The organism is Nostoc sp. (assembly GCF_036917635.1).
Taxonomy (GTDB): domain Bacteria; phylum Cyanobacteriota; class Cyanobacteriia; order Cyanobacteriales; family Nostocaceae; genus Nostoc.
This window is the reverse complement of sequence record NZ_JBALCW010000082.1, coordinates 15,058-41,692: the sequence shown is the minus strand read 5'-3', so window position 1 is coordinate 41,692 and position 26,635 is coordinate 15,058. Positions and strand designations below refer to the sequence as shown.

Here is a 26,635-nt window from a genome sequence, read left to right as displayed (position 1 = left end):
CACTTGCCATTATTTTTTCCTAGCCAATCGTTTTGGGGTTGATTATCCATTTGTGCTAGCGGTTATTCTACCTGTGGCGGAATACTATATACCATACCCTGAAATGAACAACCAAAAATTAATTCTGAATGGGGTTAAAACTTGCGCGATCGCTTGTATCTCAGCCATAAAGGGACTGAGCTTTACGCTTGTCGGCTAACTTGTAATGTAAAAAATCTTGAGATTCGTTTGTAGTGAGGACTTTAGTCCTCACTACAAACGACTTTTGACTTCCGCCTTGTATACTAGAGAGATGTTAGTTACTGGCGAAAAATTTCTACTTTTTCTAACACTACGTCTTGATTCGGACGATCTCTAGTCGCAGGCACATTGGCGATGCGGTTGACTATATCCATACCTTCGACAACTTTACCAAAAACACTGTGTTTGCGGTCAAGATGAGGCGTTGGCCCTTCTGTAATAAACCACTGCGAACCATTCGTACCGCGTCCTGCATTTGCCATTGAGAGGATACCCGCACTAGAGTGTTTCAATTCAGGATGAAATTCATCTTCAAATTGATATCCTGGCCCACCAGTACCCCATCGGTTGGCCATATCTGGATAACGAGCCAGGGGATCGCCACACTGAATCATAAAATCAGGGATGACTCGGTGAAAGCGAACTCCATCGTAGGCAGCAGTCCCTTTCTGAGATTGACCTGTCTTAGGGTCTTTCCAGTCGATTGTCCCGGTTGCTAGACCTACAAAATTTTTGACGGTGTTGGGGGTTTTGTCTTCCTCCAAAAGAACTATAATTTGACCCAAGGAAGTAATTAAACGAGCGTGCAGTGTGCCTTCACCGGGAATATTAATTTCTGGAAAATTCATGAGGTATCCTATGAATGAAAACTGTCAGTTTTTGGACTACGATAAGCTTAAGCTGTTCCACAAATAAACTTGCATAAGCTGGGCGGACAGGATGCCCACCCCACAAGAGTTATATTTAACAAGGGTTATGCAAGTTAGATGTTTTTTAGCTTATCAGCATTCAAGTTACAGGTTTACAGATTGCGAAAAAGCTGAACCAAGGAAACTTGAGAAAACGAATATTTTACTCTGGTAAATTAATCGCTGGATTACGGCTAAAGAATCCTCTAGGGACTAGCTTAAAGCCAACTCGGTGAACAGGCATTACAGGCCAATCTTCCGATCGCGGAATATGAGTTACGCCCATTGTGTACCACAGCACGATATCTTCACCCGTCAAGGATTCATCGTCTGCAATATATTTTGGTAAACCCTGTCCTGGTTGAGTCTGGTTGGGATAATCACCGCCAGCATAGAGTTCAGCAGGTTTATATTTTGTTACCCAGACGTGGTGAGTCGCAAATTCTGCCTTTTGACGGATGTTAGAGCCTTCCACTGGGAAAAATATGGAGTTACCACCAGGCATCAGCATATATCCAGGTGCAGCCCCTAGCGGATTTTTCTTATCTGCACTAACAATCATCCATTCCCGACTGCTTTTCATATCCAAATCGCGCACAGCAGCCGTTTCTTTTGTGAGTGGGGTTTCTGTAATTGCGATCGCATTTCCTAAAGGATTTTTCTCATCCATCGGCAAAGCTTTCACATTCATTTCTATCACAGAATTAGCTTGCCCATCGACATCGAAATCTAGGCGGTAGTTGAAAAAGTGCTGGTGATTTACTCCGAAGATATTCTTAGCGATTAGCCGACCATAGGAATCATCCTCAGATTGCTTTTGAGCAGCCGTTCCCTGCGCCAGTACGATACCGGTTAGTTCATTTTGGACTTCCAAAGTCCCATCCTGGTGAAAGATCCAATTAAGGCTGTAATCATAGTTGTCAACGGCCGCAGTCATCGTCATCACTAATTCTCGACTGCGACGGACATCATTACGCCCAGTATTGTAGTCATAGTGTTTCCACAGCATTCCGCGATCGCGTTCATAGATACCAACAACCCCTGGTATCTTATAAGGTTCTCCCTGCTCATTAGCAAATATAGCATCCAGCAACAAACCGTTTTCAGGAATTTCTTTACCTAACTCCATCGTATTTGCTAGCAAACCAAAGTTGTATTCTCCAACATCAAATGCATTCCTAAACGACCAAGTGGGATCTGGATCGCCATAAGGAACTACCATTTCTGATAGGCCAGCGCGATATAAAACTGGTCGAATATTTTCCCCGTCCTTGTAGGTCACTTGGTACAGCATTAATCCATTCCGAGGATGCATTAAATACCGAAACTTCCAACCTTGCCAGTTAATTTCATTGTTATTAATTCGGAAACTTGCACCATTTGGTTGGAGAATTTTTAATGCTTTAGGCGCTGAAAGTAATTTGCCCAAAGACTTTACATCGTAGTTCCAGTTGTCTTTAGAGAAAGGTACGTTTCCCTTGTCAACGAAACTAACAATTTTACCTGTGTTCAAATTTACCGTTGCCATCACTCCTTCAATAGGACTACCGTAATAATTCCAGCCTTTGCCCTGGTAGTAAGATAAGCTGCGGCAAAGACGATTACCTGCCGCTTCTTCCTGTTGACTCAGGATACCTGGGGACCAGGAACTGATTTTGACTCGCTTAAAATCAGTAATTCCCCGCCTTTGCATCGCTTTTTGCCATCGGGGATCGGCTTTAACTACCTGAGTTGCCAGTTCATATTCTGGATTGGCGATCGCAGGTTGAACAGAGGATATTTCTTTCCAAGAACTTAAGGTTTTGCTTGTTAGATCAACAATTCCCTCATAGGTTTTATTGAGCGATCGCTCATAGATTACCAAAAAAGCTTTTCGCTGGAAGACTTTACCCGGTGTAAAACTCAGAACTTCTTCTTTATCTGGTTCTTGTAAAGCAATAAGTGGAAAAACTGCCATTTGGCTCAAAGTTTTTTCTCTTTTTATGACCGAAACAGCTGTGCTAATTTCTACCTCTGTTAGCGAAGTGAGAGGATGGGAAATCGAAGGCTGTTGAGCCGTCAATATTCCCATTAGTCCTAGTGAGATAGAAATGACGACAGTGATAGTAATAGCTATCCAAAAAAAATGTAGCCGCTTAATCATCTTTGATATTTTTACAAAAGACTTATATTTATCTATTTCCAAGCCTAAGATTGAAACCCGATAAAATATAAAAGCTAAAGCCAAATTAATTTGCTAACAGTGTCCCCAATTATGAAACCCAATATATTCCTTGATTTAAACCTCATCTAAGTTGAGAACCGTAGTTTTTGCCCTCAACCTAAATCCCTCTCCCATGTATGGGAGAGGGACTTTGAAGTTCTGGCTCCCCTTCTCCCAAATCTGGGAGAAGGGGTTGGGGGATGAGGGCAAATCCTTTTCATCACCAAAGAACTACAGGTTTCAAGATAGACGCGGTTTAATTGATGTAGCTCATAATTTATCAAGAGAGGTTAACTGGATCAACATCAAATCTAAAATCCAAAATCCAAAATTATTTGACGCTTGAGCAATTACGCAGAAACTAAACGACGTAAAGATTCAGCACGACGTTTAGCAATAGGGTTATTTGGAGCCAATTTTAGTGCTTCTTCGTAACTTTGTAACGCCTGAGTAGTTAACTTTTTTTTCTCATAAGCGTGACCGAGATTATTCAACCCTGTTACGTAGTCTGGTTTAGCTTTTAGGGCTTCTTTATACTGACGAATTGCTAAGTCATATTGCTCTTGGATAAAATAAATATAACCCAGCCCGTTGTAAATAGGGGCAATATTTTCTTCTCCCTCTTCTTGGGCAGCTTTGATAGCTTTTTGAAACAGCAGTATCGCTTGGGAATACATTTTTTTGTCTGAATAAATACTGCCTAACTCATAATATTCTTGAGTCGTACCCTTTTCTTTCTCTAACTTCTTCCGCAATCTTCCAAAGGAGCCTTCAATCTTGCGAGTTTTTAAAATCTGGCGAAAAACACTCACGGCTGCAATTGTGAGTATAACCACCAAAACTGAGAGATAAACAACGGCTAGACTGTTATCCATTGCTGCAAATAAAAATATTAAAAGTTACTTCTGTAATCTATTATCAGCCTATTGGGGATGAGAGAGATGAGGGAGATAATTCTTCACTTCTAACTCCAAACTCCTAACTCCAAACTCCAAACTCCAAACTCCTAACTCCTAACTCCTAACTTCCTTACGGTAAGCCCCAATATTGAACACGTTGCTGGAGCCAACCTTCTTCTAAGTAACGAGCGATCGCTTGATTCACATTTCGTCTTAACTTATCGTACTGCAATCCCTTGGGCATAACTACAGACAAGGGTTCAGTTGATAGCTTAATTGGCAGTAGCCGATATTGGGGATATTGTTGCACCCAACCACTCAGAACGCTAGCATCTGCGGCAAAGGCAAAGGCTGCATTATTTTCTATTTTATCTCGCGCTTCTTGATATGAATTTACTCCTATCAACTCGGCGTTTGACACATAATACCGCACTTTAGCGATGGTGCTGGAGTTGTTGAGTACGGCAATTTTTTGTTTTGCAAAATCACTCAATTTCTGCACAGAGGGATCTTTTGTAACTAATACAGTGCTATCCAAATAGTAGGGAACACTGAAATTAACTATGCGGCTGCGAGATTCAGTTGCTGTTACCCTAGCGATCGCAAAATCAACTTTCTTGTCTAAGACTACAGATAAGCGATCGCTATTCGCTACGGGTTTCAATTTGACAGCCTTAGTACCAACTAAGTCAAGTGCCAATCGCTGTGCTAAGTCAATTTCTAAGCCTTGCAAATTGCCGTTAGCATCTCTAAATCCCAACGGACGCAAGTTATCTTTAACGGCAACAGTTAGATAGCCTCGCTGCTGAATTTCTGGGATTTCGGCAGCAGATCCAGTTAATCCTGTCCCCACTATGGAAAAGCAAGATATCAAAAAAATAGTGGCGGATAATACCAGATGTAACCGAGTAATTACTTGCCATCTGTTACATCTGTTATACATCCCTTGCCACCTTTATCCTTTAGCTTGATTTGCGAGTTCAGCAACTTTACCGAAGCTAGCTGGATCGAGGACTGCTAATTGTGCCAACATCTTGCGATTTAGTTGGATATCAGCTTTTTTCAAGTTCCCGATCAACTGGCTGTAACTCATGCCGTGTTGCCTTGAAGCAGCGTTGATGCGGGTGATCCAGAGGCGACGAAAATCGCGCTTTTTCTTTTTGCGATCGCGGTAGGCACTCCGTAGCGCCTTCATCACTTGTTGGTTCGCAGTTCTAAACAGAGTTGAGTGAGAACCGCGAAAACCTTTAGCTAGTTTGAGAATTTTATTGCGGCGCTTCCGAGCTACATTACCGCGTTTTACCCGTGTCATAACTTATTTCCTAAAATACTTACAAATATGGGAGCATCAAGCGCACGTTAAGTTCATCGCGTTCATGTACAAGTGTACTCTGGCGCAAGCTACGCTTCTTGTTGGAAGATTTGTGCTCTAAAAGGTGGCTTTTGAACGCTTTACGACGGACGATTTTGCCGGTACCGGTGGCACGGAATCGCTTTGCCGCTGCTTTACGAGTCTTTAGTTTAGGCATGATCTAGCTTTAATTCGACACGATCCATTATTATACTAATAAAATTGCTTGAATGGTAATTAAGTAAATTATTTAACCAATTACCACTGTTATAGACAAAATTAATTTCACCGATGGATGAAGTAAATATAGTCGAATATGACCCACATTGGCAGACTTTGTTTACAGAAGAAGCCGAGCGGATTTGGCAACTAGTAGGCAATGACTTGATTGTGGAAATTGAACATATTGGGAGTACGGCAGTACCAGGAATGGCAGCAAAACCAGTTGTTGACATCATGGTAGGAGTCCGTTCCTTAGTAAATGCGAAATCTACTATTCCGGCATTGGAATCGTTGGGATACGTTTATTGGCGTGAAAACCCAGATCCAGGACGGATGTTTTTTGTGAAAGGAATGCCATCATACGGAAAGCAACGTACACATCATGTTCACATAGTCGAGGCTGACAGCGAATTTTGGGAGAAGCACAAGCTATTTTGCGACTATCTGAGGAGACATCCTGAAGAGGCAAAACGATATGAAGCTTTAAAACGCGATTTGGCGGCAAGTTTTCGGAGCGATCGCGAGGCTTATACTAGTGGTAAAAATGATTATATCCAGGCTGTGATGGCAAAAGCACGGTGTGAGGAGATGGGAAAAAACCCTTAGATCAAATGCAATTTTAAGGAATATCCTCACTTAAGAAAACTGTCTCTAAATCCCGATAACCACTGATAACACGCACAACTTCCACACCGTCATCAATGGGACGATAGAATATCAAATAATCTTCTACGGGGAAACTCCGTAAACCGCTTATAAAATTATCGCAACTTTGCCCCATGTTAGGGAAATCAGCCAGCAATTTACACTGCTGTTTAAATTTTTCATTGAATCTTCGAGCCGCAGCAGGATTAAAGCGGATAATATAGCGATTAATCTCCTTGAGGTCTTGCTTGTCTGGAATTGTTAAAACATACCGACTCATTATTTAGCAGCCTCTGCTTGTTGCATTTGGGCTTCAGCGCGTCGGATATCTTCTTCAATTTCTGCAAACACCTCTTCGCCATCGACTACTTCACCACGCTCTGAGGCTTCTATTCCTTCTTGGATTTTAGCTTTCAATTCTGCTAGACGCTGATCTCGAATGCGATCGCGTTCTTCTAGCAATCTCAATGCTTCACCCATCACTTCACTAACTGAGTGATATTTCCCACTACTAACTTTATCCTTAACCAACTGCTCCAGTTCTGGGGTCAAAGATATATTCACAACTATTACCTCATTCCATTTACCCTATATCCTAACCGACAGGGGTTAGAGCAAGATTAAAATAATTCGTAATTGATAATACTAGCCTCTGGCGAGTATTACAAATGACAAATGACAAATTAGTTAATTCGCTGCTGTTTGGGCTTCTTGATAAACTATTTCTTGAAACTGGATCATATCTTTTTGCGGATCGGCGTGGCTAACTTTCACCAATATCTGTTCGCCCAACTTCACGGAACGCTTGAAAACCATTGGTAATTGCAAGCCCAAATCTTCTAACAAAATTAGAGCCAAGTTGCTGTCTTCTCGCAGCCACATTAACACTGTTACCTCCCAAGTTTCCTCTGGATGACGGCGTAAATACTCTAGAGCATAATATCTATTAGTTTGCCGTTCCACCATCGTCACCTCTTGGGTAATGCTGGTGACAGTCATCATTACTTCTTTAAGCTGATCTGCGGTAAATGGTAAAACTTCACCCCGCAAATGGGCTTTAAGTTGGAAGTGGGTAAGCAAGTCACTGTAACGACGGATGGGAGAGGTTGCTTGGGTGTAGGTATCCAAACCCAAACCAGCATGGCGCAGAGGCGTAATGCTCATTTCGCTCTTAGGCATACAACGACGCATAGCGCAAGCGCGAACGAATCCGGGGGGAAGTAGCAGCAATTCTTCTTCTGGGGGTAATTCTGGTTGCGGCTGACCGCGAAAGGGCAAAGGTATGTTATGAGCTTTACCATAACGAGCCGCAACTTCACCGGCAACAATCATCATTTCTGCCACTACTTGCCGTGATGGGGAATCGTCCAAAATGTCAATATTGATCTCGTCATCTTTGACTTTGATCATCGCTTCCGGCATGGTGATGCTAATTGCCCCCTGAGCGTAACGCCAAGCTTTGCGCTTCTGCGCCCAAGTTGCGATCGCAGCAATTTCCGGTTCTGCCTGTACCCGTAATTGCAGCATTTCATCTACATCTTCGTAGGTGAGACGATAAGTCGGCTTAATCAAACTGGTATGAATGCTATAATCTTCTACTCCCCCACTTGTACCTAAAATAATTCCGAAACTGAGGGCGCAACAAACCCGTCCCTGGATCAGACTCATCGGACCAGTCGCCAATACCTCCGGGAACATGGGAATCATCCCGGTAGGTAAATAAACTGTGCTACCCCGCTTCCTGGCTTCCAAATCTAATTCATCTTCCGGTACTAACCATCGAGTCGGATCGGCGATATGCACCCAGAGGCGTTCTTGGCCATCGGGTAGTACTTCCCAACTCAGACCATCGTCGATCTCTGTGGTAGTTTCATCATCAATGGTGTAGACCTTCAGGTGAGTCAGATCAAGGCGGTTTGTATCTGAGTCAATCGGCGGGAAATCCAAACGCTGTTGCGCCACTTCTAATACCTTATTAGGAAATTGGATCGGAATTGAAGAACGACGCAGGAACAAGTTTTCATAAGGACTCCAGCAACCCAAATCCACCAACAGTTGAAAGGCTCCCTGGGGTGTTGTGGGTCGTCCCAGCATGGTCATAGTTTCTAATACTGGAGCGCTTGGCGGATAAGCGCGAGCCAAGGAGTCATAATTTACTCCTGTCCGCACGGTGTCAGCAATCAACGCAGCGTATTTTTCGAGTCCTTCTAAGCGCTGGCGATCGTGACGCCCCCACTCTACTGCTTCACCTTTGAGCGCCTGCTCTACACGAGTTAAAAATTCCTGCTGTCCCTTAGCTTTTAGTGCCTCTACTTCTATCTGATGCTGGCGTTCTGCCACCTGAGCAGCAGTTCGCGGCTCGTAAGCGTCTCCTTTTTGCTTGAAATAAAGCTTGTCGTCTGATAACAAGCAATGGGCGGCGTAACAAGGAGGGGCTGTTGATTCAGAAAATAGCAAATTTGCCATTTGGTCTGGGGTGACTGTTTCCCCATCCTCAACCAATAGTTCCCAAGCCACTTCTAAGCTAGATGGATCTAAATAAGGCTTTACCTGCTCCAAAAAGCTGGCAATCTCTGAGGGCTTGTACGTCTGTCCGGTAACTGTATAAGTTATTTGTTTAGGCGCGAGGCTGTGGGATTGACCACGTTCGTCTACCACAAACCAGCGGGTTTTACCGTCTGGACGTTCTACGATGCCCAGACGGCGATCGCCTTGAACCCTAAATTCAACTAGCGTCCCCTTCTCCACAACTCTCGCACTCTAATAATTTTAGATTTTAGATTTTAGATTTTGCTGAAGCAGCGCGGTCTTGGGGGTTTCCCCCATGAGCGACTGCTGAACCCGAAGGGATTTTATAACTGGTGTTAAATCCCTAAATCCAACCGTTTTTTATGCAGCAATCTATTTTACACTCTCTGATTCAGATTTCAGATTTTGGACATTCTCTTTAATAATCCAAAATCTAAAATTCCAAATCCAAAATTGTTTTAGCCTTCCGCATTGATAAATGGCAACAAAGCCACAATGCGCGAACGTTTAATTGCTAATGTCAACTCTCGCTGTTGCTGAGATGTAAGCCCAGTAATCCGACGTGGCAATATTTTACCCCGTTCGGTGACAAACTTACGCAGTAAATCAACATCTTTATAATCGATTGGCTCTCCTGGCTTGATCGGAGAAAGGCGACGACGGAAATAACTCATCTCTACTTAATTTCCTTGTGAACGGTATGTTTGTTGCAGTGGGTGCAGAACTTTTTCAGTTCTAGCCGGTTAGTGGTGTTGCGGCGATTCTTGGTGCTGGTATAACGTGAAACACCAGCAGAACGCTTGTCTGAATTTGTCCGGCACTCAGTACACTCTAGTGTGATAATAATGCGGGCACCTTTACTCTTAGCCATAATCTTACAAACAGTGAAGCCTGAAGAGAATTAACACAAATGACTATCTTCTCACATTCCGCCGCATATTATCAACTAATCTTTTAACTTTTATATCGAGCGAGTAGCCACGACGCGATGAAACGATGAAAGTTCCACAATAGCGATCGTGTAAAGCCTGCCGCATCTGGGTATCAGAGAAGGCAGTCCCACAATCAATAGCTAAGGGAAGTACTAGCAGTATAGCAGTGGGATTGGCTCCAATATTGCTCAGGGCAATTGACACTAAAAGGGCGCTCAAGCCAACGATCGCCTCTCGCTTCACCAGTGAAAGCAAATCTGGAATTCTGCCGACTACTTCCCCATCTTCAACTTCCAATACCTTTAAATCGAACGCCCAACGCCCTAAACTTTGCCCTTGATTGTTGTATACCACCACCACCCGCAAAATCAGCCAAAGGATCACAAAAACTAGGATTTGCACAAATTGAATCCCGATATCGCCCCCTCCCAGCAGGGAACTGACTAACCAGACACCAAGGAAATCAAGCCCTAATGCCATACCTCGCCGCCCAATTTCAGCTTTGGGATAGTGTTTTTGGGGAATTCGTTCGATAGTCATACAACACAGGTATTTTTATTTAGGGGTTGGGAAATAATTGCTCCTGTTTTTAATATTAAGTAAGACCAGCCCTTTCAAGGTCAAATCTAGATCAATGGACAGGTGAACCGAAAGGTTCTACAATCTGACTGATTGCGGTAAATTTACCTATTGCCCAATCCACATAACCATAGTAAAGATTTTCTAGTGATTACGTTTAATTGCGGAAGCACTAAATTAATATAGGAAAGTCTTTAAAACTAAGGGGCAGCAAAAAAATGGATGTAAAGCTGATTCTAGCTGGATTGACAGTTATCTTTACGCTTTCGTGCTTATTTTTTGGCACGAAAAATGGATTTTATGATTCAGATAACTATCACGGCAATGGCTCTGCACATTGAGATAAATCTGTAAAGGCTTGGGCGACTTGCCTTAGAGTGAGTTGGTTAAGAGCGTTCAGAACTTGCAAAGGGAAAATAAACAAGAGGCATCCTTGAGCTAGTAATTTGATGGCTTCTGGTTAGTCCACCTTTCTGAACCAGTGCGGGTTCGGTGGAGGCGTCCTCCCCAATCAAAAATCTGTATTCTCAGGGTGTAGGGGCGCACGATAAAACTTACCCCTAAGTCACAAAACCAAAATTTGTGTAATTTTTGGCTTTTGGGATATGTCCATGATGATGAGGTTTGAGGGGAGGAGGAGAGCATGAGGGATAATCTATCGGCATCCTCTGGCGTAGATGCTGCGTTCGGGGGTAGTGAATTAGAATGTTTGCCCTATAGTGTGCAGCATTACGATGAGGGTGTGTGTTTATTGGTGAAGATGGGACCACACCGCATCCTGTTAGATTGTGGTTTGGAAGATATTTCATCGCTGGCGAAGGGGCTTAGTAAGTCGGTACGGGGAATTGATTCGTCCTCCCCAGCAGATTTGGTTTTAATTAGTCACGCCCACCCAGATCACGCCAGAGGCTTACTGGCACTGCATAAAGCTTTTCCCAAGTTACCTATTTATGGTAGCGAAGTAACCAGCAAGTTACTGCCGTTGAATTGGCTAGACCAAGATCCAGAGAAAATTTCCGAATTTTGTCATGCCTTGCCGTTGCGATCGCCTGTGGAATTCCAAGATGGTTTGGTGGCAGAATTATTTCCCTCCGGGCATCTACCGGGGGCTGTGGCAATTCTCCTTACCTACACCACGAAGCAACGTACTTACAAGCTACTGTATACAGGAGATTTTTTCCTGTCAAACTCCCGGTTGGTAGAAGGTTTGCGTTTAGAGGAACTGCGAGGATTAGACTTGGATGTGCTAATTATTGAAGGCAGTTATGGCACATCCCGTCATCCTCACCGCCGCAACCAAGAAAATCAACTAGCAGAAAGAATTAATCGCGCCATCGCTGAGAATTGTTCTGTAATTCTTCCCACCCCTGCTTTAGGATTGGGTCAAGAATTATTAATGCTCTTACGCTCTCATCACCACTTCACCGGACGAGATTTAGATATCTGGGTAGATGGTGCTGTCGCTACTGGGTGTGATGCCTACTTAGAACTGTTACCCCACCTTCCCCCATCTGTACAGAACTTCGCCCGCCATCAACCCTTATTTTGGGATGAACGGGTGCGTCCCCGCGTGCGTCGTTTACAACCAGAACATCGTCCTACTGTGGGTAAGTCACCTTGTATAGTCCTCACCGACTCTACAGATGATTTGGGTAAGCACTGCCAACTAGACACAGGACCTTGGCTGATCTTGTTACCAGAAAAAATTGATATAAAAGTTAACAAAGAATATTTAGCACCCACCACTGTTGAAAGCTATCTCTTGGCTCAACATAGTGATGGGCCTGGTACTACGCAGCTAATTCATAATTTGCGACCCCAGCACGTCATTTTTATTCACGGTTCTCCTGCCTACTTGGCAGACCTGACTAGCTTAGAGGAGTTACAAAACCGCTACCATGTCCATTCCCCGGCGGCTGATACTTTAGTAGAATTGCCTATCGGCGATACATTTTTACAACCCGCAGCACCAGAAACTAATTACGAAGGCGAACTGACAGAGTTGGGAACAGTAATCACAATCACCCTAGCCGATGTGATTACTACCGATCCGCGTTGGCGGCAATTTGCCGATACTGGTTTAATCGAAGCTCGTTGGCAAGGCGAAGAACTAGTATTGAGGGGATTGTCTCAACGAGAATTGCTCAACCAAAGTAGCGATCGCTATACATGGACAGATGTAGACTGTTGCGGTACTTGCCGACACCAAAGGGGGCAGCGATGTTGGAATCCAGCTTCCCCGTTGTATAACTTTAAGGTAACTCTAGAAGGTTACTGTCCTGCTTTTGAAGGTTTCAATGAGAGCCAATAGTCATTAATCCGGTGTCTTTTGTCATTTTTAATTAATGACGAATGACGAATGACTAATGACTATTAACTAATGACTGATTATTCTGGATTCGAGTCAGTGTAACGGTTGTGGATGCGTTCGGCCTCGGGACAGTCTTCAGTCATCAAAGGTTCCACATTACCGCGTGGTACTGAAGCCAGTTTTTGCGTTACAGCACCAATGCTCTCGAGGCGAACCATTTCTTCCCAAGAACAAACTTCGTCCTCTTCTTCTGTTTCATAGCGTAGAGTCACTAAATCTCCCTCTATGTCGATGATGCGGGCGCGTTCAATCCAGCGTTGCTGGTCCCGCAAGAAAACACATACCTCGCGCCCATCGCAACAGAGTTGATAAATCTTGCGGTGTAGCATGTACTGTTTCTGCCTTTTTAAACAACGTAGTTAAACCTGTCAAAATCTGGGTTCTACCCAATTACATTACACCTTTAAGAGGTTAATTTCACTGTTGAAAACAAGCAAGCTTCATCACCCAATCCCAAGACTTGCTTGTAGTTGTCAAATATTGAGAAATTTTGGATCATAAATCAATGCTTGTTTTAGCTAATGAACTCAATCTCCCTCCGGCTCATTCTACGGAATGTCTGCTTCATCGAAGTCAAACAATTTGGAACCTGTCGTAACCAGGTTGATATTTGCTGGTGAGTCGTTGTTACTATTATGTAATAAACAATACTCCAAACCAATCGTTGATTGCGGTTGTTTAACTTGCCTACTTATAATCATTGGCATTGCTGGGAAGTCCGGGGACTTGGTTTTACTTTTACCCATGTGTATATGATCTTAACTCATTCTCTTGCTGACCTTGATGGTTTTCAACAATAACACCTAAATAGTTTTGATTTTTGCAGGTTTTTGGCTGATGATGGCTAAGGAAAAGGCAACGGAATAAGGGGAGAAGCTTCAGGGGCAAAGGAAATGGGGGGATAAGGGGAAATATCAGAAAGTTACCCTTTTTATTTTGGAGTATCAGCAAGATTTATATGGTAGCGGAAATTCCATAAGCACGTTCGACGAGGATGCTTCTCGTTTTATTTTACCTGCCCGAACTGCATCGTATAGGGCTGCGAGATCCGATAAATCCTCTTCCTTCCAGCATTTAGTTACTAGCACTTGATGGAGTAATCCCTCAGATTCAACACTAAGATATCCAGTTTGAAAAGCAGATTCAACGAGTGTGCGAATCATCTTGGTTAGGACAGAGTAAACAAATTGTTACGTCAAGTGTGGAACATTTCCCTCTGATAATAATTGATATGGAACATGAATATCATGTGATTATAATTACATTTAATTGGTGATTTAGATCACATAACTTGTTCACAATATAAGATTTGGGTGCATCTATCTATGAATATACGTAGATAATAGTTACAAAAAAATGTTAGTACTGAGATGACGGATAATTGCACAATATTAAAAGATAGAAAAACTTTTAAAAAGTATCCCAAAAATATAGTGAAAAATAAGCAATCAAGCAAAAAACTGGCGGAAATCTTCATCCTTTTGACTTAATTGCACCCAGTCTAGGTTTAAGGACTGGAATTTTTGCACCAAGCGATCGCAAGCCGGACGTTCAGTAGCGTAATGTCCGGCATCGATTAAAATGAGATTGCGATCGCGGCTTTCTTGAAACTGATGAAACTTACAGTCAGAAGTCAGATAAGCTTGGGCACCACTTTTGGCGACTGCTGAAATGTAACTAGCCCCGGAACCACCCAAAACAGCAAGTCGTGAAATTGTTTGCTGTAAATCAGCACTTGGGGAAAAAATCAAATTAGGGGGAGCAAGTCGGGTTTGAATGGCTGCGAGTAATTCTTGTAATGTCAAAAATGGCTCTAGCAAACCAATACGACCATATCCTAACCCTGCTTGTGTAGGTTGTATAGGAGTAACTTCTTTGAGTTCTAAAATTTGAGCTAAAACGTCAGCAGTACCATCTTGTACTTGGTCGAAATTGGTGTGAGCAGTGTAAATACCAATATTGTGGGTAAAGGATAACCGTACTATTTCCGCGATCGCTTCCCCAGTGCGTAAAGATTTAGGAGGAGTAAAAATCAAGGGATGATGGGCAAATATCAGGTTAGCATTTTCTGCGATCGCTTCCTGCATTACTGCCAAAGTCGGTGTCAAACATACCAAAACCCGTGCTTTTTCCGGCAACACTCCTGGTTCAATCTGCCAGCCGCAATTATCCCAGCTTTCACACCAAGCGGGATTTGCCCATGCTTCAAACCAAGTAATTAAGTCAGCAATTTTCATAACTATTCTCTTCAGCAATTTTTAATTTTAATTGCTAATTAGTGTCTTTGTGGTTGAATATTTAATTTTAATGCTAATTGCTGGCGCATTTCTTGGAAAGGTTTGTTCCAGACAGGGCTAGCATTCCAGTTCCACACTGCTACTGGGATAAGTTCTTCTTGGGCAAGACAAGTTAGTAGACGATATTCATCTTCTGGTTCACGAGAAAAAGTGAAGGGATTACGGTAGCCTGTGTCACATAACTTATAAGATGTGATTTGTCCGTGATTAATCCGTTGTAAAAGTTCTTTACCTTTGATGAGCAAATAATCTAAAAAAACCAGACTAAAAGGCTCTATATGTGCGCGTTTTTGTGGCTCTTTTTGTATCCATCTTGCCCACTCAAACCCATACATAAAATCGTGAACGTAACGGAAGCGCATTTCCGTTTTATTTCCGAACATTTGTGTAAGAGAAACCATCTTTTCACCAAAAAATTTTAAAAAAGCTATAGCACCTTCATGTGCTACTAAAGCCTGCCTAAGCATACTACTTACCAAAAAATCAAAATCCCAGAATATGTTTTCTGGGAAGTTTTGCAACTGAGTAATAACTATGCTTTCGAGAGTTTGTTGAAGGGTTATGAAGATTTCAATATCAGTGTTTTGTTCAGTAATTAAATTTTCCAATTCGGCAAAACTCGTAATTAATGTTTTATTGGGATTAAGTGATAATAAATTAATCGACTGTTGGGCAAGTATTTTATCAATTAATTGGAAAGTATGAGTTGGTGTCACTTTTTGCTTCATAGTAATTGAAATAGCCCATACAGCTTACACTAAATATTAGTTTATATCGAGACAAGGAGATTTTTTAATAATCACAAATAAACTTTACTTTTGAATTTACAAATTGACACGATTTTTTGAGCGTGGATTTGATTAATTTTCATGGCAAAGCGATCGCGGCGAAATTTATTAGATGTATATCACCGCGAGTTTATCAGATTATACCCAAAGGTTAAGCGGGATAACTAGAGTATTTAGACTCTACAGGACTCCACCTTAAATAAATAAGTAAGTGGGTGAAATTAAATATAAAACCTCACCCTCACCCTCAATCCCTCTCCAAAGCATCGGAGAGGGATTGAGGGTGAGGTTCTTTCTTATGTTTAATTACGTCTACCTACTTAAAACTTGAGAATCGCCTATCCAGAAATATGGACAACCAATTCTCGTAAATGACTCCGCTGGCGGTGTTCCCAAATATAAATTCCTTGCCAAGTTCCCAGTACTAAATGACTACGATTAATGGGGATATGTTCAGAACTGTGGGTGAGTGCGGTACGAATGTGTGCCGGCATATCATCGGGCCCTTCTGCATCGTGAATGTATTTTCCCGATTCTGGGACGAGTTTTGCCATAAAGTTAGCTAAATCCACAAGGACATCAGGATCGGCATTTTCTTGAATGACTAAACTGGCTGAAGTGTGGCGTAAAAATAGAGTACAAAGACCAGTTTCAACTCCCGATTCTGCAACTGTGGCTGCAATTTTTGCAGTGATGTTGTAAAAAGATTTACCAGTGGTGGAAATTTTTAGTAGCTTTTGGTAGTGAGTCATTTAAATAAAAAACTTAGTATAGCGCTGTTTGTGACAAATAGAATGTTCATCTGAGTAATTAAAATTTGCTGTTCTTCTTTTTGGATTTCTAGAATTCGACGCACATCTTGGGTGGCTAATTCTAAAGTTTCTTTATCTATTGCTGGAGATTCCATTATTAATTGATGGTGTTTTGAATAACTTTATTTCGTGTGTAAATAATTGAGAATAGCTTTAGCGATCGCTTCATTACCATCCTTAGCAATTGGTTCAGATTGTTTTGGCGATTGAGGTAACTTATACAGAAAATCCCAAGTCCCTTGAAAAAATTCAGATGGGGTAATGATTTGATGCTGGTTATAATTAGTAATGCCTTCTATGAGAAAAGTTGCTTCGGCAAAATCCTCGCGGGGGATAGTAACAATAGGTACTCCTAATAGTGCGGCTTCAGCAAAAGTACTGTAACCAGGTTTAGAAACGACTCGCCCACAAATAGGCATAAAATCTACAGGGCGGTATTTGCGATCGCTAATTTTAACTAAATTAGGTAAATCAGGGACAGATTGATCAAAGACGATAAATTGCCAATCTGGAAATCGTTGCAGGTTCTCGTAGGGAATTTGCTGTAAACCCAAGCCGCCAAAGGTTAACAAAATAGTTTTTTCCACTGGTGCAGTTATTCCCCAAAGAGAACGTAAATCATCAGCAGAGTGACGGGGGGAACCACCTGTTAAACCGACATCTGTGATATTGTTAAAAGCTTGCATTGGTTCGTGGAAGGGGAGACGAAATAAGCGATCGCACTTTGAGTACCAATCACTAATCCAATCTGCAACTGCGGTAAATTCACCTCCCCAATCTCGGTAGATAAAGTCCCAGCCAAAGTTACTCATCATCCAGCAGGGAATATTTGCACCTTTGGCAAACCCAGGAGCGAGTCCGGGAATATCTGCCAAAATGAGATTAACGCGATTTTGGCGGATAAAATTCACTTCTGAGGCAATGAGCGAATTTTGATGCTTCTTAATATCGAGCAACTTTTCTAAAGTCGCTACTTTATCCATTGTCAAACTATCGGTTTGCACCACACCCAAATCAAATGCACGGGGACGATAGATAAAATCGCCTTCTATATAGCACTCTAGCAACCAGCGCGGGGCAGTAGTTACGAGAATTAGCAGAACTTCTGGACATAATTTTTGAATTGTCGCAGCTACAGATGCCATACGGGTAGCATGACCAAATCCGTGGTTAGTTATGACTAAGTATAAAATTGGGCGTTCCATTTTCAAGTTAGGAGTCATTCAATTTTGGATTTTAGATTTTAGATTTTAGATTTTTACTTCAATCCCAAATCTAAAATTGGCAGAGTTAGGGGTGAAAATTATAATTTTCACATTCATAATGAGCAAAATATTTGAATTGCTCTTTATTTCTTTGCCTGTCTTATTTTCCTTTTTTTATATTAATCTTCCAAAAGAGCCACCACCTGTGGCAATCTGGGAAACAGAGATTTATTAAATCTGATATTTTTACGACAGCAAATTTACCTAATCAGGTTATGCAAACTCTGCCCATAGTAGATACTTCAAATACTACATCCAGCCAGCCTACCTTTGATACAACTATCAAGCGGCGTAAAACTCGTCCCGTAAAGGTGGGAAATGTCACCATTGGCGGCGGCTACCCGGTTGTGGTGCAGTCAATGATTAACGAAGACACCCTTGATATCGATGGTTCCGTGGCTGGTATTCGTCGTCTGCACGAAATAGGCTGCGAAATTGTCCGTGTCACAGTGCCTAGTATGGCTCATGCTAAAGCTTTAGCAGAAATTAAACACAAATTAATTAAAACTTACCAAGACGTGCCTATTGTGGCTGATGTCCATCACAACGGACTAAAAATCGCCGTGGAAGTTGCCAAGCACATAGAGAAAGTGCGGATTAATCCGGGGTTATATGTCTTTGAAAAGCCCAACGTCAATCGAACCGAGTATACTAAAACCGAATTTGACGAAATTGGCGATAAAATCCGCGAAACCTTAGAACCTCTGGTAGTTTCTTTGCGCGATCAAGGTAAATCGATGCGAATTGGGGTAAATCACGGTTCCCTCGCTGAAAGGATGCTATTTACCTACGGTGACACCCCAGAAGGCATGGTGGAATCTGCCATAGAATTCATTCGCATCTGTGAATCTCTGGATTTTGGCAACTTAGTAATTTCCATGAAAGCCTCACGAGTACCCGTGATGCTAGCCGCCTATCGCCTGATCGCCAAGCGCATGGATGAACTGGGTATGGATTACCCCCTACATTTAGGCGTTACCGAAGCCGGTGATGGCGAATACGGGCGAATTAAATCCACCGCCGGTATTGCTACCTTACTTGCTGATGGCATTGGCGATACAATTCGCGTGTCACTTACAGAAGCACCAGAAAAAGAAATTCCCGTCTGTTATAGCATTCTCCAAGCTTTGGGATTGCGAAAAACTATGGTGGAATACGTCGCTTGTCCTTCCTGTGGACGCACTTTGTTTAACCTAGAGGAAGTGCTGCACAAAGTTCGGGAAGCCACTAAACACTTAACTGGTCTTGACATAGCGGTTATGGGTTGTATTGTCAATGGTCCGGGAGAAATGGCGGATGCCGACTATGGTTATGTTGGCAAAACACCTGGTTACATTTCTTTGTATCGTGGTAGAGAGGAAATTAAAAAAGTCCCAGAAGATAAAGGTGTAGAGGAATTAATTAACCTGATTAAGGCAGATGAACGCTGGGTAGAACCGTAAGGGGTTTGGGGAGTGGGGGGAGAAATCAATTCAAAATTCACGCATTCAAAATTCAAACATTTTAGAACTTCTGCCTCCTACCTTCTGTGCCGATCCCGATTCCCCACTCCCCACTCCCCACTCCCCACTCCCCAAAATTTTGTATAAACCATCAAGTTCGCCGGATTGTCAAGTATTTTGTTTAAATTAAGGATACATACTCGGTCTCTACAGTGGTAGCCTGTGTTAGATTGAGCATACTGACTATATATTTTCCCTCTGACGCAGCTGTCATTATGGTGATTACAAAAAGTAGGCTTGTTTTGGGTGCTACGGCAGTGACACTCTCCACCATCGCTGTTGCTAGCCTTGGCATTCATTCCCGAGGTCAGGCTTTATTTAAAGCAAGTCCCAAAGAATTAGTAGATGAAGTTTGGCAAATTGTTCAACGCCAATATGTAGACGGTACTTTTAATCAAGTAGATTGGCAAGCTGTTCGTAAAGAATACTTGAGCAAGTCCTACAGTAATCCGCAGGAAGCGTATAAGTCCATTCGGGAAATGCTCAAAAAGCTAGAAGACCCATACACCCGGTTTATGGACCCAGCAGAATTCAAGAATATGCAAGTGGATACCTCTGGAGAATTGACAGGGATTGGGATCACGATTAGCCAGGATGAAAAAACCAAGCAATTGGTTGTAATTGCGCCAATCGAAGATACACCAGCTTATAAAGCTGGTGTTTTGGCAAAAGATGTCATCATCAAAATCGACGGCAAAAATACCAAAGGGATGGATACTAATCAGGCAGTATCCATGATTAGAGGTGAAGCAGGATCGAAAGTCAGCTTAACGATTCAGCGTGACGGTCAGACAAAACAGTTTGACATCAAACGGGCACGGATTGAAATTCATCCACTTAAATATTCGCAAAAGAAAACTCCAGCAGGTAATCTTGGCTACATTCGCCTCAACCAGTTCAGCGCCAATGCTGGTAAAGAAATGCAAACCGCTATCAAGGATTTAGAAAGCAAAAAGGTAGCTGGATATATCCTGGATTTGCGTGGTAATCCCGGTGGCTTACTCTTCTCCAGTGTAGACATTGCCCGGATGTGGATAGATAAAGGTAAGATTGTCTCCACCGTTGAACGCCAAGGAGAGGCTGAAAAAGAAGAAGCAAACGGACGCGCCTTGACAAATAAACCGTTGGTGGTGCTGGTAGATAAAGGTTCAGCCAGTGCAAGTGAAATTCTTTCAGGGGCTTTGCAAGATAACAAGCGTGCTACTTTGGTTGGTACTCAAACCTTTGGTAAGGGATTAGTGCAATCAGTGCGTCCCTTGGAAGATGGTTCAGGATTGGCGGTAACAATTGCTCATTACTATACCCCCAACGGTACAGATATTAATCATAAAGGTATTAGTCCAGATGTGAAGGTAGATTTGACTAAAGCGCAGATGGAGGAATTGTGGCTTCATGGACGTGACAAACTCGCTACTTTAGCAGATCCCCAATTCGCTAAAGCAGTGGACGTAATAGGTAAAAAAATTGCTGCTGTGGGCGCAGCCACAGCAGAAAAATGAAAAGTTAGGAATAAAGTTAGGAGTCAATAGTGAGGAGTTATGAATAAAAACCATCATTGTGAACTTTTAACTCCAAACTCCTAACTCCTAACTCCTAAATTAAACTGGTTGGCACTTTCCAGCCCTAATAAGTCCGACACGCCGAGCGATCGCTTCTTCTTGTGAACTAAAAGGCCCCCACTGTTCTATAATCTGTAGATTATCGTCGCCAACTTTCTCGCTGGGGACAATTTCGCAATTACCAACAGAAACCTTGACAATATACGAACTTTGTGATTTATTCATACTTTAAATAAAACATTTGTTTTTTACAGTAAAAATTTTACGCCATAGAGAAAATATTCTTGCGTGTATGCGATTACATCGGATCTGATTTAGCTATAGACTACACTCAGCAACCAGTTCCGTAGAGTCATAAATTTGCTATTTGCCCTTGTATACCACTGATAAATTTTAATAAAAATATAAAGTGTCCTTAAATAAGTAGATGAATTAATATATATAATACATACATAATACTTTTGAAATCCAAGGGCTTGATATGCGTTTACCTATGATTATCAGTGCCGGATTATTGCTATCTTTTGGACTGAACCTACCAGTAATGTCTAAATCTCCCATAGAGATAGCACAATCGCCACCGAAGAATAACTTGAATTTAAAGCAATTACAAAAGCGATTAGAATTTAATCGCCGTTTCTGGAATCAGCAAAATATTTCCAACTATCGTTATGAACTTAGCAATAGTTGCTTTTGTATAAGCGATGCTAGGGGGCCAGTAGTAATTGAAGTACGTAATGGTCAAACAACTTCCATCACTTCTGTAGCTACAGGTAAACCAGTTAATCGAGAATACTTTCAAAATTACAACACAATTCCTAAACTGTTTGATGTGATTCAAGATGCTATCAACCGTAAAGCCTTCAGCCTGAATGTACGGTACAATGCTAGATTCGGCTATCCAACCCAAATTGATATCGATTACAATAGTCAGATAGCTGATGAAGAAAAATATCTCACAATTGAGAATTTTAAGGTAATTAAATAGCGACTGCAAAGAGAAAATTAAAGATTAAGACAATAGGTATACTTACCTTAATCTTGCATAAATACTGAAATTGTGATCTTGAGCGGAGCGAAACATCTGGTTAAATTTTTCTCTCCCCTGCGTTCCGCTCAGAATGACATTCCTAATTTTTTGAGTTTTACAGGCATTTAATTAAATTTCTTCTAAGAAAAAAGATTGGTGTTGGTAATTAGATGTATAAATCTTAGTATAGGGATGCCAAATGTTGAGCGTAGGCGTAGCCCGTCGTAGACATCGCTCCTGCCTGATCAAACTAGTGGTATAGTGATTTGTTGATTGTTAACTCTTGCCGAACAAAGATTTCCAGCTATTGTGTCACTACATATTTACCATTACAAAAATCTTTATTTTTGTATCACTGAATGCTTGATATTGAAGTGAAGAACTCGTCCACTGTTCTTGCAATCAAAAGTACAAAAACGTGAAAAAAACCAAGATTTTCAAGTTTCTGATACCATTTGTGGTAGTAGTTTTATTGATAATTGGGTTGGGAAAGATCGTACCAGCCCAGTCATCAGTAAGTGTTCACCTAACCCTTGGCAACCCCAGCAATGCGGGAACTTCTAGCCTAAATAACTATTTGCTGGTAAAACCACAGTATGTAATTGGTTACAACTGCTCAATAGGTAGAGCAAATTGGGTGTCTTGGCAGTTGAATAGTAGTTGGTTAGGTAGCACACCAAGGCAAGATAATTTTCGGGCTGATACAACACTTCCTTCTGGGTGCTATCAAGTTCAATCTACCGATTTTAGTGGAAGTGGGTTTGATCGTGGTCACATGACACCTAGTGGTGACAGAACTAATAGTGTTACCAATAATTCTGCCACCTTTTTAATGAGCAACATGATTGCTCAAGCCCCAGATAACAATCAGGGAATTTGGGCAAACTTAGAGGAATATGCCAGAACTTTAGTAGGACAGGGTAAAGAACTCTACATCATATCTGGTGGATATGGGATGGGCGGTACTGGGTCAAACGGAAGGTTCTATACAATAGCTAATGGACGGGTTCAAGTCCCTAATACAACTTGGAAAATTCTTCTTGTACTGGATAATCCAGGTTCAGGTCTTGCTGGCGTGACAACCAGCACAAGAGTAATTGCTGTCAATATTCCCAATATGCAAGGGGTGCGAACAGCGAATTGGAGAAACTATCGGGTTAGCGTTGACTCATTAGAATCCCTAACTGGATACAATTTTCTCTCAGAAGTCTCAACATCTATTCAGTCTGTAATAGAAGGGCAAGTTGATAATTTATAAGTTGGGATAATTAGACATCTCCGACAATGAATGTAGAGACGCTTTCTTCGTAGCGGCACGAAGTGCAATTTCGCGTCTCTACAAGTGTTTCAGGTTACGCATATTTAATTTCTGGAGATATCTATTTCAAAAATGAGAAAGCCTAGCCATCTGTGCGGCTAGTAGTCTGTCAAATACATTTTGACGAATATAAAGACATTTGAGAAACAGAAAAAACTCTTTCCCCGCTCCCCACTCCCTACTCCCTACTCCCCACCTTCACCCGTCATTTTGGGGTTGACAGAGTACTAAGCTTTTATTTAGGGACTGACAAATAAAAAAATGTTCCAAAACTGACGCAAAAACTCTCTCTATTTCTTCTCTCTGCGTTCTCTGTGCGGCAGTCGCTCATGGGGGAAACCCCCAAGACCGCGCTGCCTTGTCTCTGTGGTTCGTTTATTGGAATAATTTATTTCTTGGAAGTCCCTTAGATAAATTTCCAAACTGTTTATTAGGTTTCAACCAGTTTTGTTACTACTCCAGCTAAGTCACCGTCTTTAGTTTGTCCTATGATGTAGGCGTCAATATTTATTTGCCCAACACGATAAACCCTGATGTCACTAAGATTATCTTTAAGCGTCTGAATAAGTGTTTGAAATTTTTTTACATCTTTTTTCTGTAATTTATTGTGCCACTCTTGCTCAAATGCACAATTACGAAAGAGATAGTCTAAGTCTACTATTTCTACTGGCAAGTCTTGAGAACCTGTTAGCTGTAATATTTTCTCCTGTGTTGCAGGTGCAGCACCTTTCCACTGAACAACCTCAAAAGGGTAATCTGATTCGCTCATCATTAACAAGCCACTACTAGCTTGCTTTAGTTTTTCGACAATCTCGCCGCTCATAGTTATCAGTTTTTAGCAACGCTCATACTGTATCATTCAAATAGCAGCAAAGTGGGAATAAAACAACTCGACCATTGCGTAGGAAATTTAGCGCGGATGGAGAAAAAATTACATTAAGTTTCGGTGATTTGCTTTCTTACCCATTTACGAAATGCTCTAAGTGTTGGACTTCTACCTAAAGTTCGGCTTTGTTCGATAAATCGGGGAATTACTTCAATAATGGGCAAGTTGGGAAAAGTAGAACTAATTTCAGACTCAATGTATTTGCCATCCTGAAGAATATTAATTTGTAGCTTACCATCTTCATATCGCCACAGTTCAGGAACTCGCAATACTTCGTAAGCATCCAGTTGAGTTTTAGAAGTAACATCAACTTCAATTGCAAGGTCAGGTGGCGGGTCAACCGTCAAGTCTATTCGCTCTTTACCAATCATTTGAGCATGATTTTGAATGTAGAAAGAGTCATCAGGTTCTACACCGAAAGCCATATCTTCACGTTTAAAAGTGGTTGAGCCAAATGTTTCGCAGTCAATTTCTAACTCTTCAAGTAGAATTTTCACCAAATCCCCAATGATGACTTTGGCTTTCTCATGCTTTGGTAATGGCATTCTCATCTCCAAAGTTCCCTTGCTGTAAGCCAATCGAGCGGCTCGATGGTCGCCAAGTTCTTCTAAAATTGCCTCAAATTCTTGCCAGCTAACATCGTGGAGTATTACTCTATGTCCCGGCGGAACACTTAATTGTCGTAATTGAAGTGTTACCATTACTTACCATTGAAATTTCATGTTGAAGCTTGCAAAAGCCAATATGAGACTATCGTAGCAAGGAATAATGTTAGACTACTAAACTTTTAACAAGATATTCAAAAAACAATTGTTGTTAGTTGAGCTATATTTCAGGGAAAACTATAACTATAGCTATAGCTTCTCTATTAGAACAGCATTGAAAAATAGTTATGGATTTAAATGGATTAATTTGGACTAAAAACGTAAAACCTATAGATGGTGAACATTGGGCTTATCACAGTATACCTACCATATATCCAGACTTAAAGATTTTCGCTTTACACTGGAGAAATTTTCAAGGTAGAGACAAAATAAGTGCCAGTACTCCACAACAAGATGAACTCATAATTTTAAGACAACGTAGTAAAGTAACGCACATTGTAAAAGTACTGGATAAGCAATTCTCTCTTGACAAAAATGCTGGAGATGAATTTAATATTTATCGGATTGTCCAAGTAGTTTGGATGACGGATAATTGGGATCATCCTCCAGATAAGAATACAGTATTTGGTTATGATATTAATTTCCCCCCCAATGGAAAAGCAATAAAGTTGGAAAATATACAAGGATTCCAAGAACGGTGGAACACAGAAGGATTAACGTTTCAACAGCACGTCCAAAACCTATTAAATATTAATTAACAAAAAGCCCTGTACCTTTAAGTGTAGGGCTTTGATTTTAAAGAAATCCAAAATTACTTGCCGCCTGAAGATGGTCATATTCCCAGTGGAAAGAACTAACGCCGAGAGTGAGCGATGCCTACGACAGGCATTGCCTACGCACCTTACTAGTAAATAATGTAGAGTGTATAGCTCATACAATTGAAATTCTGTCAACCCATTAACCTAATAAGAAAATTTTAAGGCTTTGAGGTTCCTGTTTCTGGCTGGATCAGAATAGGCACTGCACCTTTTTCAGAACCAATAATTACAAGCTTAGAATTATTAGATTGAGCTAGCTTTTCTGTGGCTTCAATTGCTCGTAATTGTAGGACTTGGTTGGTAAGTCCACCAGAGATAATTTTTTGGGAATCAGCTATACCTTGCGCTTCAATACGCTTTCGTTCTGCCTCTTGACGCTCTTTCTCTAAAACAAATGTCATCTGCTGATTTTCTTGCTCTGTCTTGAGTTTGTTTTGAATTGCAGCTTGTAGAGTATCAGGCATTTTGACGTTTCTTAAAAGAGCTTCCTCTACGATGAAACCCAAAGCGGGTATCTCTTGGGTGAGTTGTTGATCAATTTTTTGGGCGATTTCTTGGCGTTTGGTAGAGTAAATAGCACTGGCTGGGTAGTTAGCCGTGATGGCGCGGACAGTAGAGCGGAATCTGGAAATCACCAGTTGTGTTTCATCAGTTCCAATTGTTTTATATACTGTAGCTGCCTTTTGCGGATCGAGTTTGTATTGAAGACTGATATCAAGATTTAGGCTCAAACCTTCTTGAGATGTTGCATCTACATTTTCTTTTACATCCTTAATGCGAGTGGAAAAATTCAGCACCTTGCTAAAGGGATTAAGCAAGTGAACACCAGGATTAAGAGTAGTTTCGGAAACTTCACCAAACAAGTTGACGACACCGACATTACCAGGTGGGACAATTACCAAAAGTCTAGAAATAGAATTGAGTACTGCAATACTGCCAATCAATATTATAATTGTGCGTATTGCTAAACGTGACCTTTCATCAGATATCCTACCTGTACTGAGATAAACAAGAATTGCAATTAGGGTAGTTAGAAGAGAGACTATAAAGCCCATGAGTTGTTTTGTGTAATTAGGACGAATATACTTAATTACA

At 41.5% G+C, this 26,635-nt stretch carries 30 protein-coding genes; 7 read left to right on the top strand and 23 right to left on the bottom strand.

From position 1 onward, the window contains the following. Nucleotides 1-299: 299 nt before the first annotated feature. From V7K32_RS19235 to rpmI, 6 genes are all read right to left on the bottom strand, one after another. Nucleotides 300-869 (bottom strand): peptidylprolyl isomerase, encoded by a 570-nt coding sequence (locus V7K32_RS19235; protein WP_334995405.1) that lies wholly within the window; start codon nucleotides 867-869, stop codon nucleotides 300-302. 223 nt (nucleotides 870-1,092) lie between these two features. Then, nucleotides 1,093-3,072 (bottom strand): primary-amine oxidase, encoded by a 1,980-nt coding sequence (locus V7K32_RS19230; RefSeq protein ID WP_334995404.1) that lies wholly within the window; start codon nucleotides 3,070-3,072, stop codon nucleotides 1,093-1,095. Nucleotides 3,073-3,482: 410 nt separating this feature from the next. After that, nucleotides 3,483-4,007: a tetratricopeptide repeat protein gene (locus tag V7K32_RS19225; RefSeq protein ID WP_334995403.1), complete on the bottom strand. Its 525-nt coding sequence runs from the start codon at nucleotides 4,005-4,007 to the stop codon at nucleotides 3,483-3,485. A 154-nt stretch (nucleotides 4,008-4,161) separates the two neighbouring features. Beyond that, entirely contained in the window at nucleotides 4,162-4,974 is an 813-nt protein-coding gene (locus V7K32_RS19220) for a transporter substrate-binding domain-containing protein (RefSeq protein WP_334995402.1), read from the bottom strand. Between the two features lie 12 nt (nucleotides 4,975-4,986). Continuing rightward, entirely contained in the window at nucleotides 4,987-5,343 is a 357-nt protein-coding gene (rplT, locus tag V7K32_RS19215; protein ID WP_334995401.1) for a 50S ribosomal protein L20, read from the bottom strand. 19 nt (nucleotides 5,344-5,362) lie between these two features. After that, complete coding sequence (rpmI, locus tag V7K32_RS19210; protein ID WP_292760699.1) at nucleotides 5,363-5,560, bottom strand: 50S ribosomal protein L35; 198 nt, start codon at nucleotides 5,558-5,560, stop codon at nucleotides 5,363-5,365. A gap of 113 nt (nucleotides 5,561-5,673) precedes the next feature. Between rpmI and V7K32_RS19205 the strand changes: the two genes are divergently transcribed. After that, complete coding sequence (locus V7K32_RS19205) at nucleotides 5,674-6,210, top strand: GrpB family protein (RefSeq protein WP_334995400.1); 537 nt, start codon at nucleotides 5,674-5,676, stop codon at nucleotides 6,208-6,210. Nucleotides 6,211-6,223: 13 nt separating this feature from the next. Here V7K32_RS19205 and V7K32_RS19200 read toward each other — a convergent pair whose 3' ends face one another. From V7K32_RS19200 to V7K32_RS19175, 6 genes are all read right to left on the bottom strand, one after another. Next, a complete protein-coding gene (locus tag V7K32_RS19200) occupies nucleotides 6,224-6,529 on the bottom strand; it encodes a type II toxin-antitoxin system RelE/ParE family toxin (protein ID WP_334995399.1) in 306 nt (101 codons plus the stop codon). Next, nucleotides 6,529-6,813, bottom strand: a complete 285-nt coding sequence (locus V7K32_RS19195) for a type II toxin-antitoxin system ParD family antitoxin (protein WP_334995398.1) — start codon at nucleotides 6,811-6,813, stop codon at nucleotides 6,529-6,531. Before V7K32_RS19195 ends, V7K32_RS19200 begins: the two co-directional genes overlap by 1 nt. A 123-nt stretch (nucleotides 6,814-6,936) precedes the next feature. Then, a complete protein-coding gene (locus tag V7K32_RS19190) occupies nucleotides 6,937-8,997 on the bottom strand; it encodes a ribonuclease catalytic domain-containing protein (RefSeq protein WP_334995397.1) in 2,061 nt (686 codons plus the stop codon). Nucleotides 8,998-9,236: 239 nt separating this feature from the next. After that, nucleotides 9,237-9,452 carry a 30S ribosomal protein S18 gene (gene rpsR / locus V7K32_RS19185; protein WP_012411240.1) on the bottom strand — a complete coding sequence of 72 codons (216 nt, stop codon included), beginning with the start codon at nucleotides 9,450-9,452 and terminating at the stop codon, nucleotides 9,237-9,239. A gap of 2 nt (nucleotides 9,453-9,454) precedes the next feature. Further along, nucleotides 9,455-9,649, bottom strand: a complete 195-nt coding sequence (rpmG, locus tag V7K32_RS19180; protein ID WP_012411241.1) for a 50S ribosomal protein L33 — start codon at nucleotides 9,647-9,649, stop codon at nucleotides 9,455-9,457. A gap of 43 nt (nucleotides 9,650-9,692) precedes the next feature. After that, the gene (locus V7K32_RS19175; RefSeq protein ID WP_334995396.1) at nucleotides 9,693-10,250 is read right to left on the bottom strand and encodes an RDD family protein; all 558 of its coding nucleotides are present in this window, start codon (nucleotides 10,248-10,250) and stop codon (nucleotides 9,693-9,695) included. A gap of 682 nt (nucleotides 10,251-10,932) precedes the next feature. Here V7K32_RS19175 and V7K32_RS19170 point away from each other — a divergent pair. Beyond that, entirely contained in the window at nucleotides 10,933-12,600 is a 1,668-nt protein-coding gene (locus V7K32_RS19170) for an MBL fold metallo-hydrolase (protein WP_334995395.1), read from the top strand. A 77-nt stretch (nucleotides 12,601-12,677) separates the two neighbouring features. Here the strand turns inward: V7K32_RS19170 and V7K32_RS19165 are convergent, their stop codons facing one another. The 7 genes from V7K32_RS19165 to V7K32_RS19135 all read right to left on the bottom strand — a co-directional run bounded on the left by V7K32_RS19165 (nucleotide 12,678) and on the right by V7K32_RS19135 (nucleotide 17,762). Further along, on the bottom strand, nucleotides 12,678-12,989 hold the full coding sequence (locus V7K32_RS19165) for a DUF6679 family protein (RefSeq protein ID WP_012408115.1): 312 nt from the start codon (nucleotides 12,987-12,989) through the stop codon (nucleotides 12,678-12,680). 615 nt (nucleotides 12,990-13,604) lie between these two features. Beyond that, a complete protein-coding gene (locus tag V7K32_RS19160; protein WP_334995394.1) occupies nucleotides 13,605-13,823 on the bottom strand; it encodes a hypothetical protein in 219 nt (72 codons plus the stop codon). 285 nt (nucleotides 13,824-14,108) lie between these two features. Next, nucleotides 14,109-14,897 carry a Nif3-like dinuclear metal center hexameric protein gene (locus V7K32_RS19155; protein ID WP_334995393.1) on the bottom strand — a complete coding sequence of 263 codons (789 nt, stop codon included), beginning with the start codon at nucleotides 14,895-14,897 and terminating at the stop codon, nucleotides 14,109-14,111. Nucleotides 14,898-14,935: 38 nt separating this feature from the next. Beyond that, nucleotides 14,936-15,685, bottom strand: a complete 750-nt coding sequence (locus V7K32_RS19150) for a hypothetical protein (protein WP_334995392.1) — start codon at nucleotides 15,683-15,685, stop codon at nucleotides 14,936-14,938. A gap of 398 nt (nucleotides 15,686-16,083) precedes the next feature. Beyond that, nucleotides 16,084-16,497, bottom strand: a complete 414-nt coding sequence (locus tag V7K32_RS19145; RefSeq protein WP_334995391.1) for a secondary thiamine-phosphate synthase enzyme YjbQ — start codon at nucleotides 16,495-16,497, stop codon at nucleotides 16,084-16,086. Continuing rightward, nucleotides 16,494-16,652: a hypothetical protein gene (locus tag V7K32_RS19140; protein WP_334995390.1), complete on the bottom strand. Its 159-nt coding sequence runs from the start codon at nucleotides 16,650-16,652 to the stop codon at nucleotides 16,494-16,496. Before V7K32_RS19140 ends, V7K32_RS19145 begins: the two co-directional genes overlap by 4 nt. A gap of 27 nt (nucleotides 16,653-16,679) precedes the next feature. Then, nucleotides 16,680-17,762 carry a glycosyl transferase gene (locus tag V7K32_RS19135; protein ID WP_334995444.1) on the bottom strand — a complete coding sequence of 361 codons (1,083 nt, stop codon included), beginning with the start codon at nucleotides 17,760-17,762 and terminating at the stop codon, nucleotides 16,680-16,682. Between the two features lie 275 nt (nucleotides 17,763-18,037). On the opposite strand from V7K32_RS19135, the gene ispG reads away from it, so the two are divergent. Beyond that, entirely contained in the window at nucleotides 18,038-19,264 is a 1,227-nt protein-coding gene (ispG, locus tag V7K32_RS19130) for a (E)-4-hydroxy-3-methylbut-2-enyl-diphosphate synthase (protein ID WP_334995389.1), read from the top strand. Nucleotides 19,265-19,539: 275 nt separating this feature from the next. Then, complete coding sequence (ctpC, locus tag V7K32_RS19125; RefSeq protein WP_334995388.1) at nucleotides 19,540-20,823, top strand: carboxyl-terminal processing protease CtpC; 1,284 nt, start codon at nucleotides 19,540-19,542, stop codon at nucleotides 20,821-20,823. 99 nt (nucleotides 20,824-20,922) lie between these two features. On the opposite strand, the gene V7K32_RS19120 is transcribed toward ctpC, so the two are convergent. Next, entirely contained in the window at nucleotides 20,923-21,108 is a 186-nt protein-coding gene (locus tag V7K32_RS19120; RefSeq protein ID WP_334995387.1) for a DDE transposase family protein, read from the bottom strand. A gap of 256 nt (nucleotides 21,109-21,364) precedes the next feature. Here V7K32_RS19120 and V7K32_RS19115 point away from each other — a divergent pair, with 256 nt between their 5' ends. Both V7K32_RS19115 and V7K32_RS19110 read left to right on the top strand, forming a co-directional pair. Then, nucleotides 21,365-21,871 (top strand): DUF6174 domain-containing protein, encoded by a 507-nt coding sequence (locus tag V7K32_RS19115; protein ID WP_334995386.1) that lies wholly within the window; start codon nucleotides 21,365-21,367, stop codon nucleotides 21,869-21,871. Nucleotides 21,872-22,331: 460 nt separating this feature from the next. Next, nucleotides 22,332-23,171: a DNA/RNA non-specific endonuclease gene (locus V7K32_RS19110; protein WP_334995385.1), complete on the top strand. Its 840-nt coding sequence runs from the start codon at nucleotides 22,332-22,334 to the stop codon at nucleotides 23,169-23,171. Nucleotides 23,172-23,661: 490 nt separating this feature from the next. Here V7K32_RS19110 and V7K32_RS19105 read toward each other — a convergent pair whose 3' ends face one another. Both V7K32_RS19105 and V7K32_RS19100 read right to left on the bottom strand, forming a co-directional pair. After that, entirely contained in the window at nucleotides 23,662-24,054 is a 393-nt protein-coding gene (locus V7K32_RS19105; protein WP_334995384.1) for a nuclease A inhibitor family protein, read from the bottom strand. A 113-nt stretch (nucleotides 24,055-24,167) separates the two neighbouring features. Beyond that, the gene (locus V7K32_RS19100; protein ID WP_334995383.1) at nucleotides 24,168-24,818 is read right to left on the bottom strand and encodes a Uma2 family endonuclease; all 651 of its coding nucleotides are present in this window, start codon (nucleotides 24,816-24,818) and stop codon (nucleotides 24,168-24,170) included. A 191-nt stretch (nucleotides 24,819-25,009) separates the two neighbouring features. Between V7K32_RS19100 and V7K32_RS19095 the strand changes: the two genes are divergently transcribed. After that, nucleotides 25,010-25,480 carry a hypothetical protein gene (locus V7K32_RS19095; protein ID WP_334995382.1) on the top strand — a complete coding sequence of 157 codons (471 nt, stop codon included), beginning with the start codon at nucleotides 25,010-25,012 and terminating at the stop codon, nucleotides 25,478-25,480. Nucleotides 25,481-25,698: 218 nt separating this feature from the next. Here V7K32_RS19095 and V7K32_RS19090 read toward each other — a convergent pair whose 3' ends face one another. Next, nucleotides 25,699-26,595 (bottom strand): SPFH domain-containing protein, encoded by an 897-nt coding sequence (locus V7K32_RS19090; protein ID WP_334995381.1) that lies wholly within the window; start codon nucleotides 26,593-26,595, stop codon nucleotides 25,699-25,701. Nucleotides 26,596-26,635 lie beyond the last annotated feature (40 nt).

Excerpts from the sequence above, each read along its gene's own strand:
- rplT (WP_334995401.1), bottom strand. The coding sequence starts at position 5,343 with ATGACACGGGTAAAACGCGGTAATGTAGCTCGGAAGCGCCGCAATAAA.
- ctpC (WP_334995388.1), top strand. The coding sequence starts at position 19,540 with ATGGTGATTACAAAAAGTAGGCTTGTTTTGGGTGCTACGGCAGTGACA.
- V7K32_RS19170 (WP_334995395.1), top strand. The coding sequence starts at position 10,933 with ATGAGGGATAATCTATCGGCATCCTCTGGCGTAGATGCTGCGTTCGGG.
- V7K32_RS19200 (WP_334995399.1), bottom strand. The coding sequence starts at position 6,529 with ATGAGTCGGTATGTTTTAACAATTCCAGACAAGCAAGACCTCAAGGAG.
- V7K32_RS19165 (WP_012408115.1), bottom strand. The coding sequence starts at position 12,989 with ATGCTACACCGCAAGATTTATCAACTCTGTTGCGATGGGCGCGAGGTA.
- V7K32_RS19150 (WP_334995392.1), bottom strand. The coding sequence starts at position 15,685 with ATGAAGCAAAAAGTGACACCAACTCATACTTTCCAATTAATTGATAAA.
- rpsR (WP_012411240.1), bottom strand. The coding sequence starts at position 9,452 with ATGAGTTATTTCCGTCGTCGCCTTTCTCCGATCAAGCCAGGAGAGCCA.
- V7K32_RS19105 (WP_334995384.1), bottom strand. The coding sequence starts at position 24,054 with ATGAGCGGCGAGATTGTCGAAAAACTAAAGCAAGCTAGTAGTGGCTTG.
- V7K32_RS19115 (WP_334995386.1), top strand. The coding sequence starts at position 21,365 with ATGCGTTTACCTATGATTATCAGTGCCGGATTATTGCTATCTTTTGGA.
- V7K32_RS19155 (WP_334995393.1), bottom strand. The coding sequence starts at position 14,897 with ATGAAAATTGCTGACTTAATTACTTGGTTTGAAGCATGGGCAAATCCC.
- V7K32_RS19120 (WP_334995387.1), bottom strand. The coding sequence starts at position 21,108 with ATGAATAAATCACAAAGTTCGTATATTGTCAAGGTTTCTGTTGGTAAT.
- rpmI (WP_292760699.1), bottom strand. The coding sequence starts at position 5,560 with ATGCCTAAACTAAAGACTCGTAAAGCAGCGGCAAAGCGATTCCGTGCC.
- V7K32_RS19095 (WP_334995382.1), top strand. The coding sequence starts at position 25,010 with ATGGATTTAAATGGATTAATTTGGACTAAAAACGTAAAACCTATAGAT.
- rpmG (WP_012411241.1), bottom strand. The coding sequence starts at position 9,649 with ATGGCTAAGAGTAAAGGTGCCCGCATTATTATCACACTAGAGTGTACT.
- V7K32_RS19160 (WP_334995394.1), bottom strand. The coding sequence starts at position 13,823 with ATGATTCGCACACTCGTTGAATCTGCTTTTCAAACTGGATATCTTAGT.
- V7K32_RS19220 (WP_334995402.1), bottom strand. The coding sequence starts at position 4,974 with ATGTATAACAGATGTAACAGATGGCAAGTAATTACTCGGTTACATCTG.
- V7K32_RS19205 (WP_334995400.1), top strand. The coding sequence starts at position 5,674 with ATGGATGAAGTAAATATAGTCGAATATGACCCACATTGGCAGACTTTG.
- V7K32_RS19100 (WP_334995383.1), bottom strand. The coding sequence starts at position 24,818 with ATGGTAACACTTCAATTACGACAATTAAGTGTTCCGCCGGGACATAGA.
- V7K32_RS19135 (WP_334995444.1), bottom strand. The coding sequence starts at position 17,762 with ATGGAACGCCCAATTTTATACTTAGTCATAACTAACCACGGATTTGGT.
- V7K32_RS19175 (WP_334995396.1), bottom strand. The coding sequence starts at position 10,250 with ATGACTATCGAACGAATTCCCCAAAAACACTATCCCAAAGCTGAAATT.
- V7K32_RS19145 (WP_334995391.1), bottom strand. The coding sequence starts at position 16,497 with ATGACTCACTACCAAAAGCTACTAAAAATTTCCACCACTGGTAAATCT.
- V7K32_RS19140 (WP_334995390.1), bottom strand. The coding sequence starts at position 16,652 with ATGGAATCTCCAGCAATAGATAAAGAAACTTTAGAATTAGCCACCCAA.
- V7K32_RS19235 (WP_334995405.1), bottom strand. The coding sequence starts at position 869 with ATGAATTTTCCAGAAATTAATATTCCCGGTGAAGGCACACTGCACGCT.
- V7K32_RS19225 (WP_334995403.1), bottom strand. The coding sequence starts at position 4,007 with ATGGATAACAGTCTAGCCGTTGTTTATCTCTCAGTTTTGGTGGTTATA.
- ispG (WP_334995389.1), top strand. The coding sequence starts at position 18,038 with ATGCAAACTCTGCCCATAGTAGATACTTCAAATACTACATCCAGCCAG.
- V7K32_RS19230 (WP_334995404.1), bottom strand. The coding sequence starts at position 3,072 with ATGATTAAGCGGCTACATTTTTTTTGGATAGCTATTACTATCACTGTC.
- V7K32_RS19090 (WP_334995381.1), bottom strand. The coding sequence starts at position 26,595 with ATGGGCTTTATAGTCTCTCTTCTAACTACCCTAATTGCAATTCTTGTT.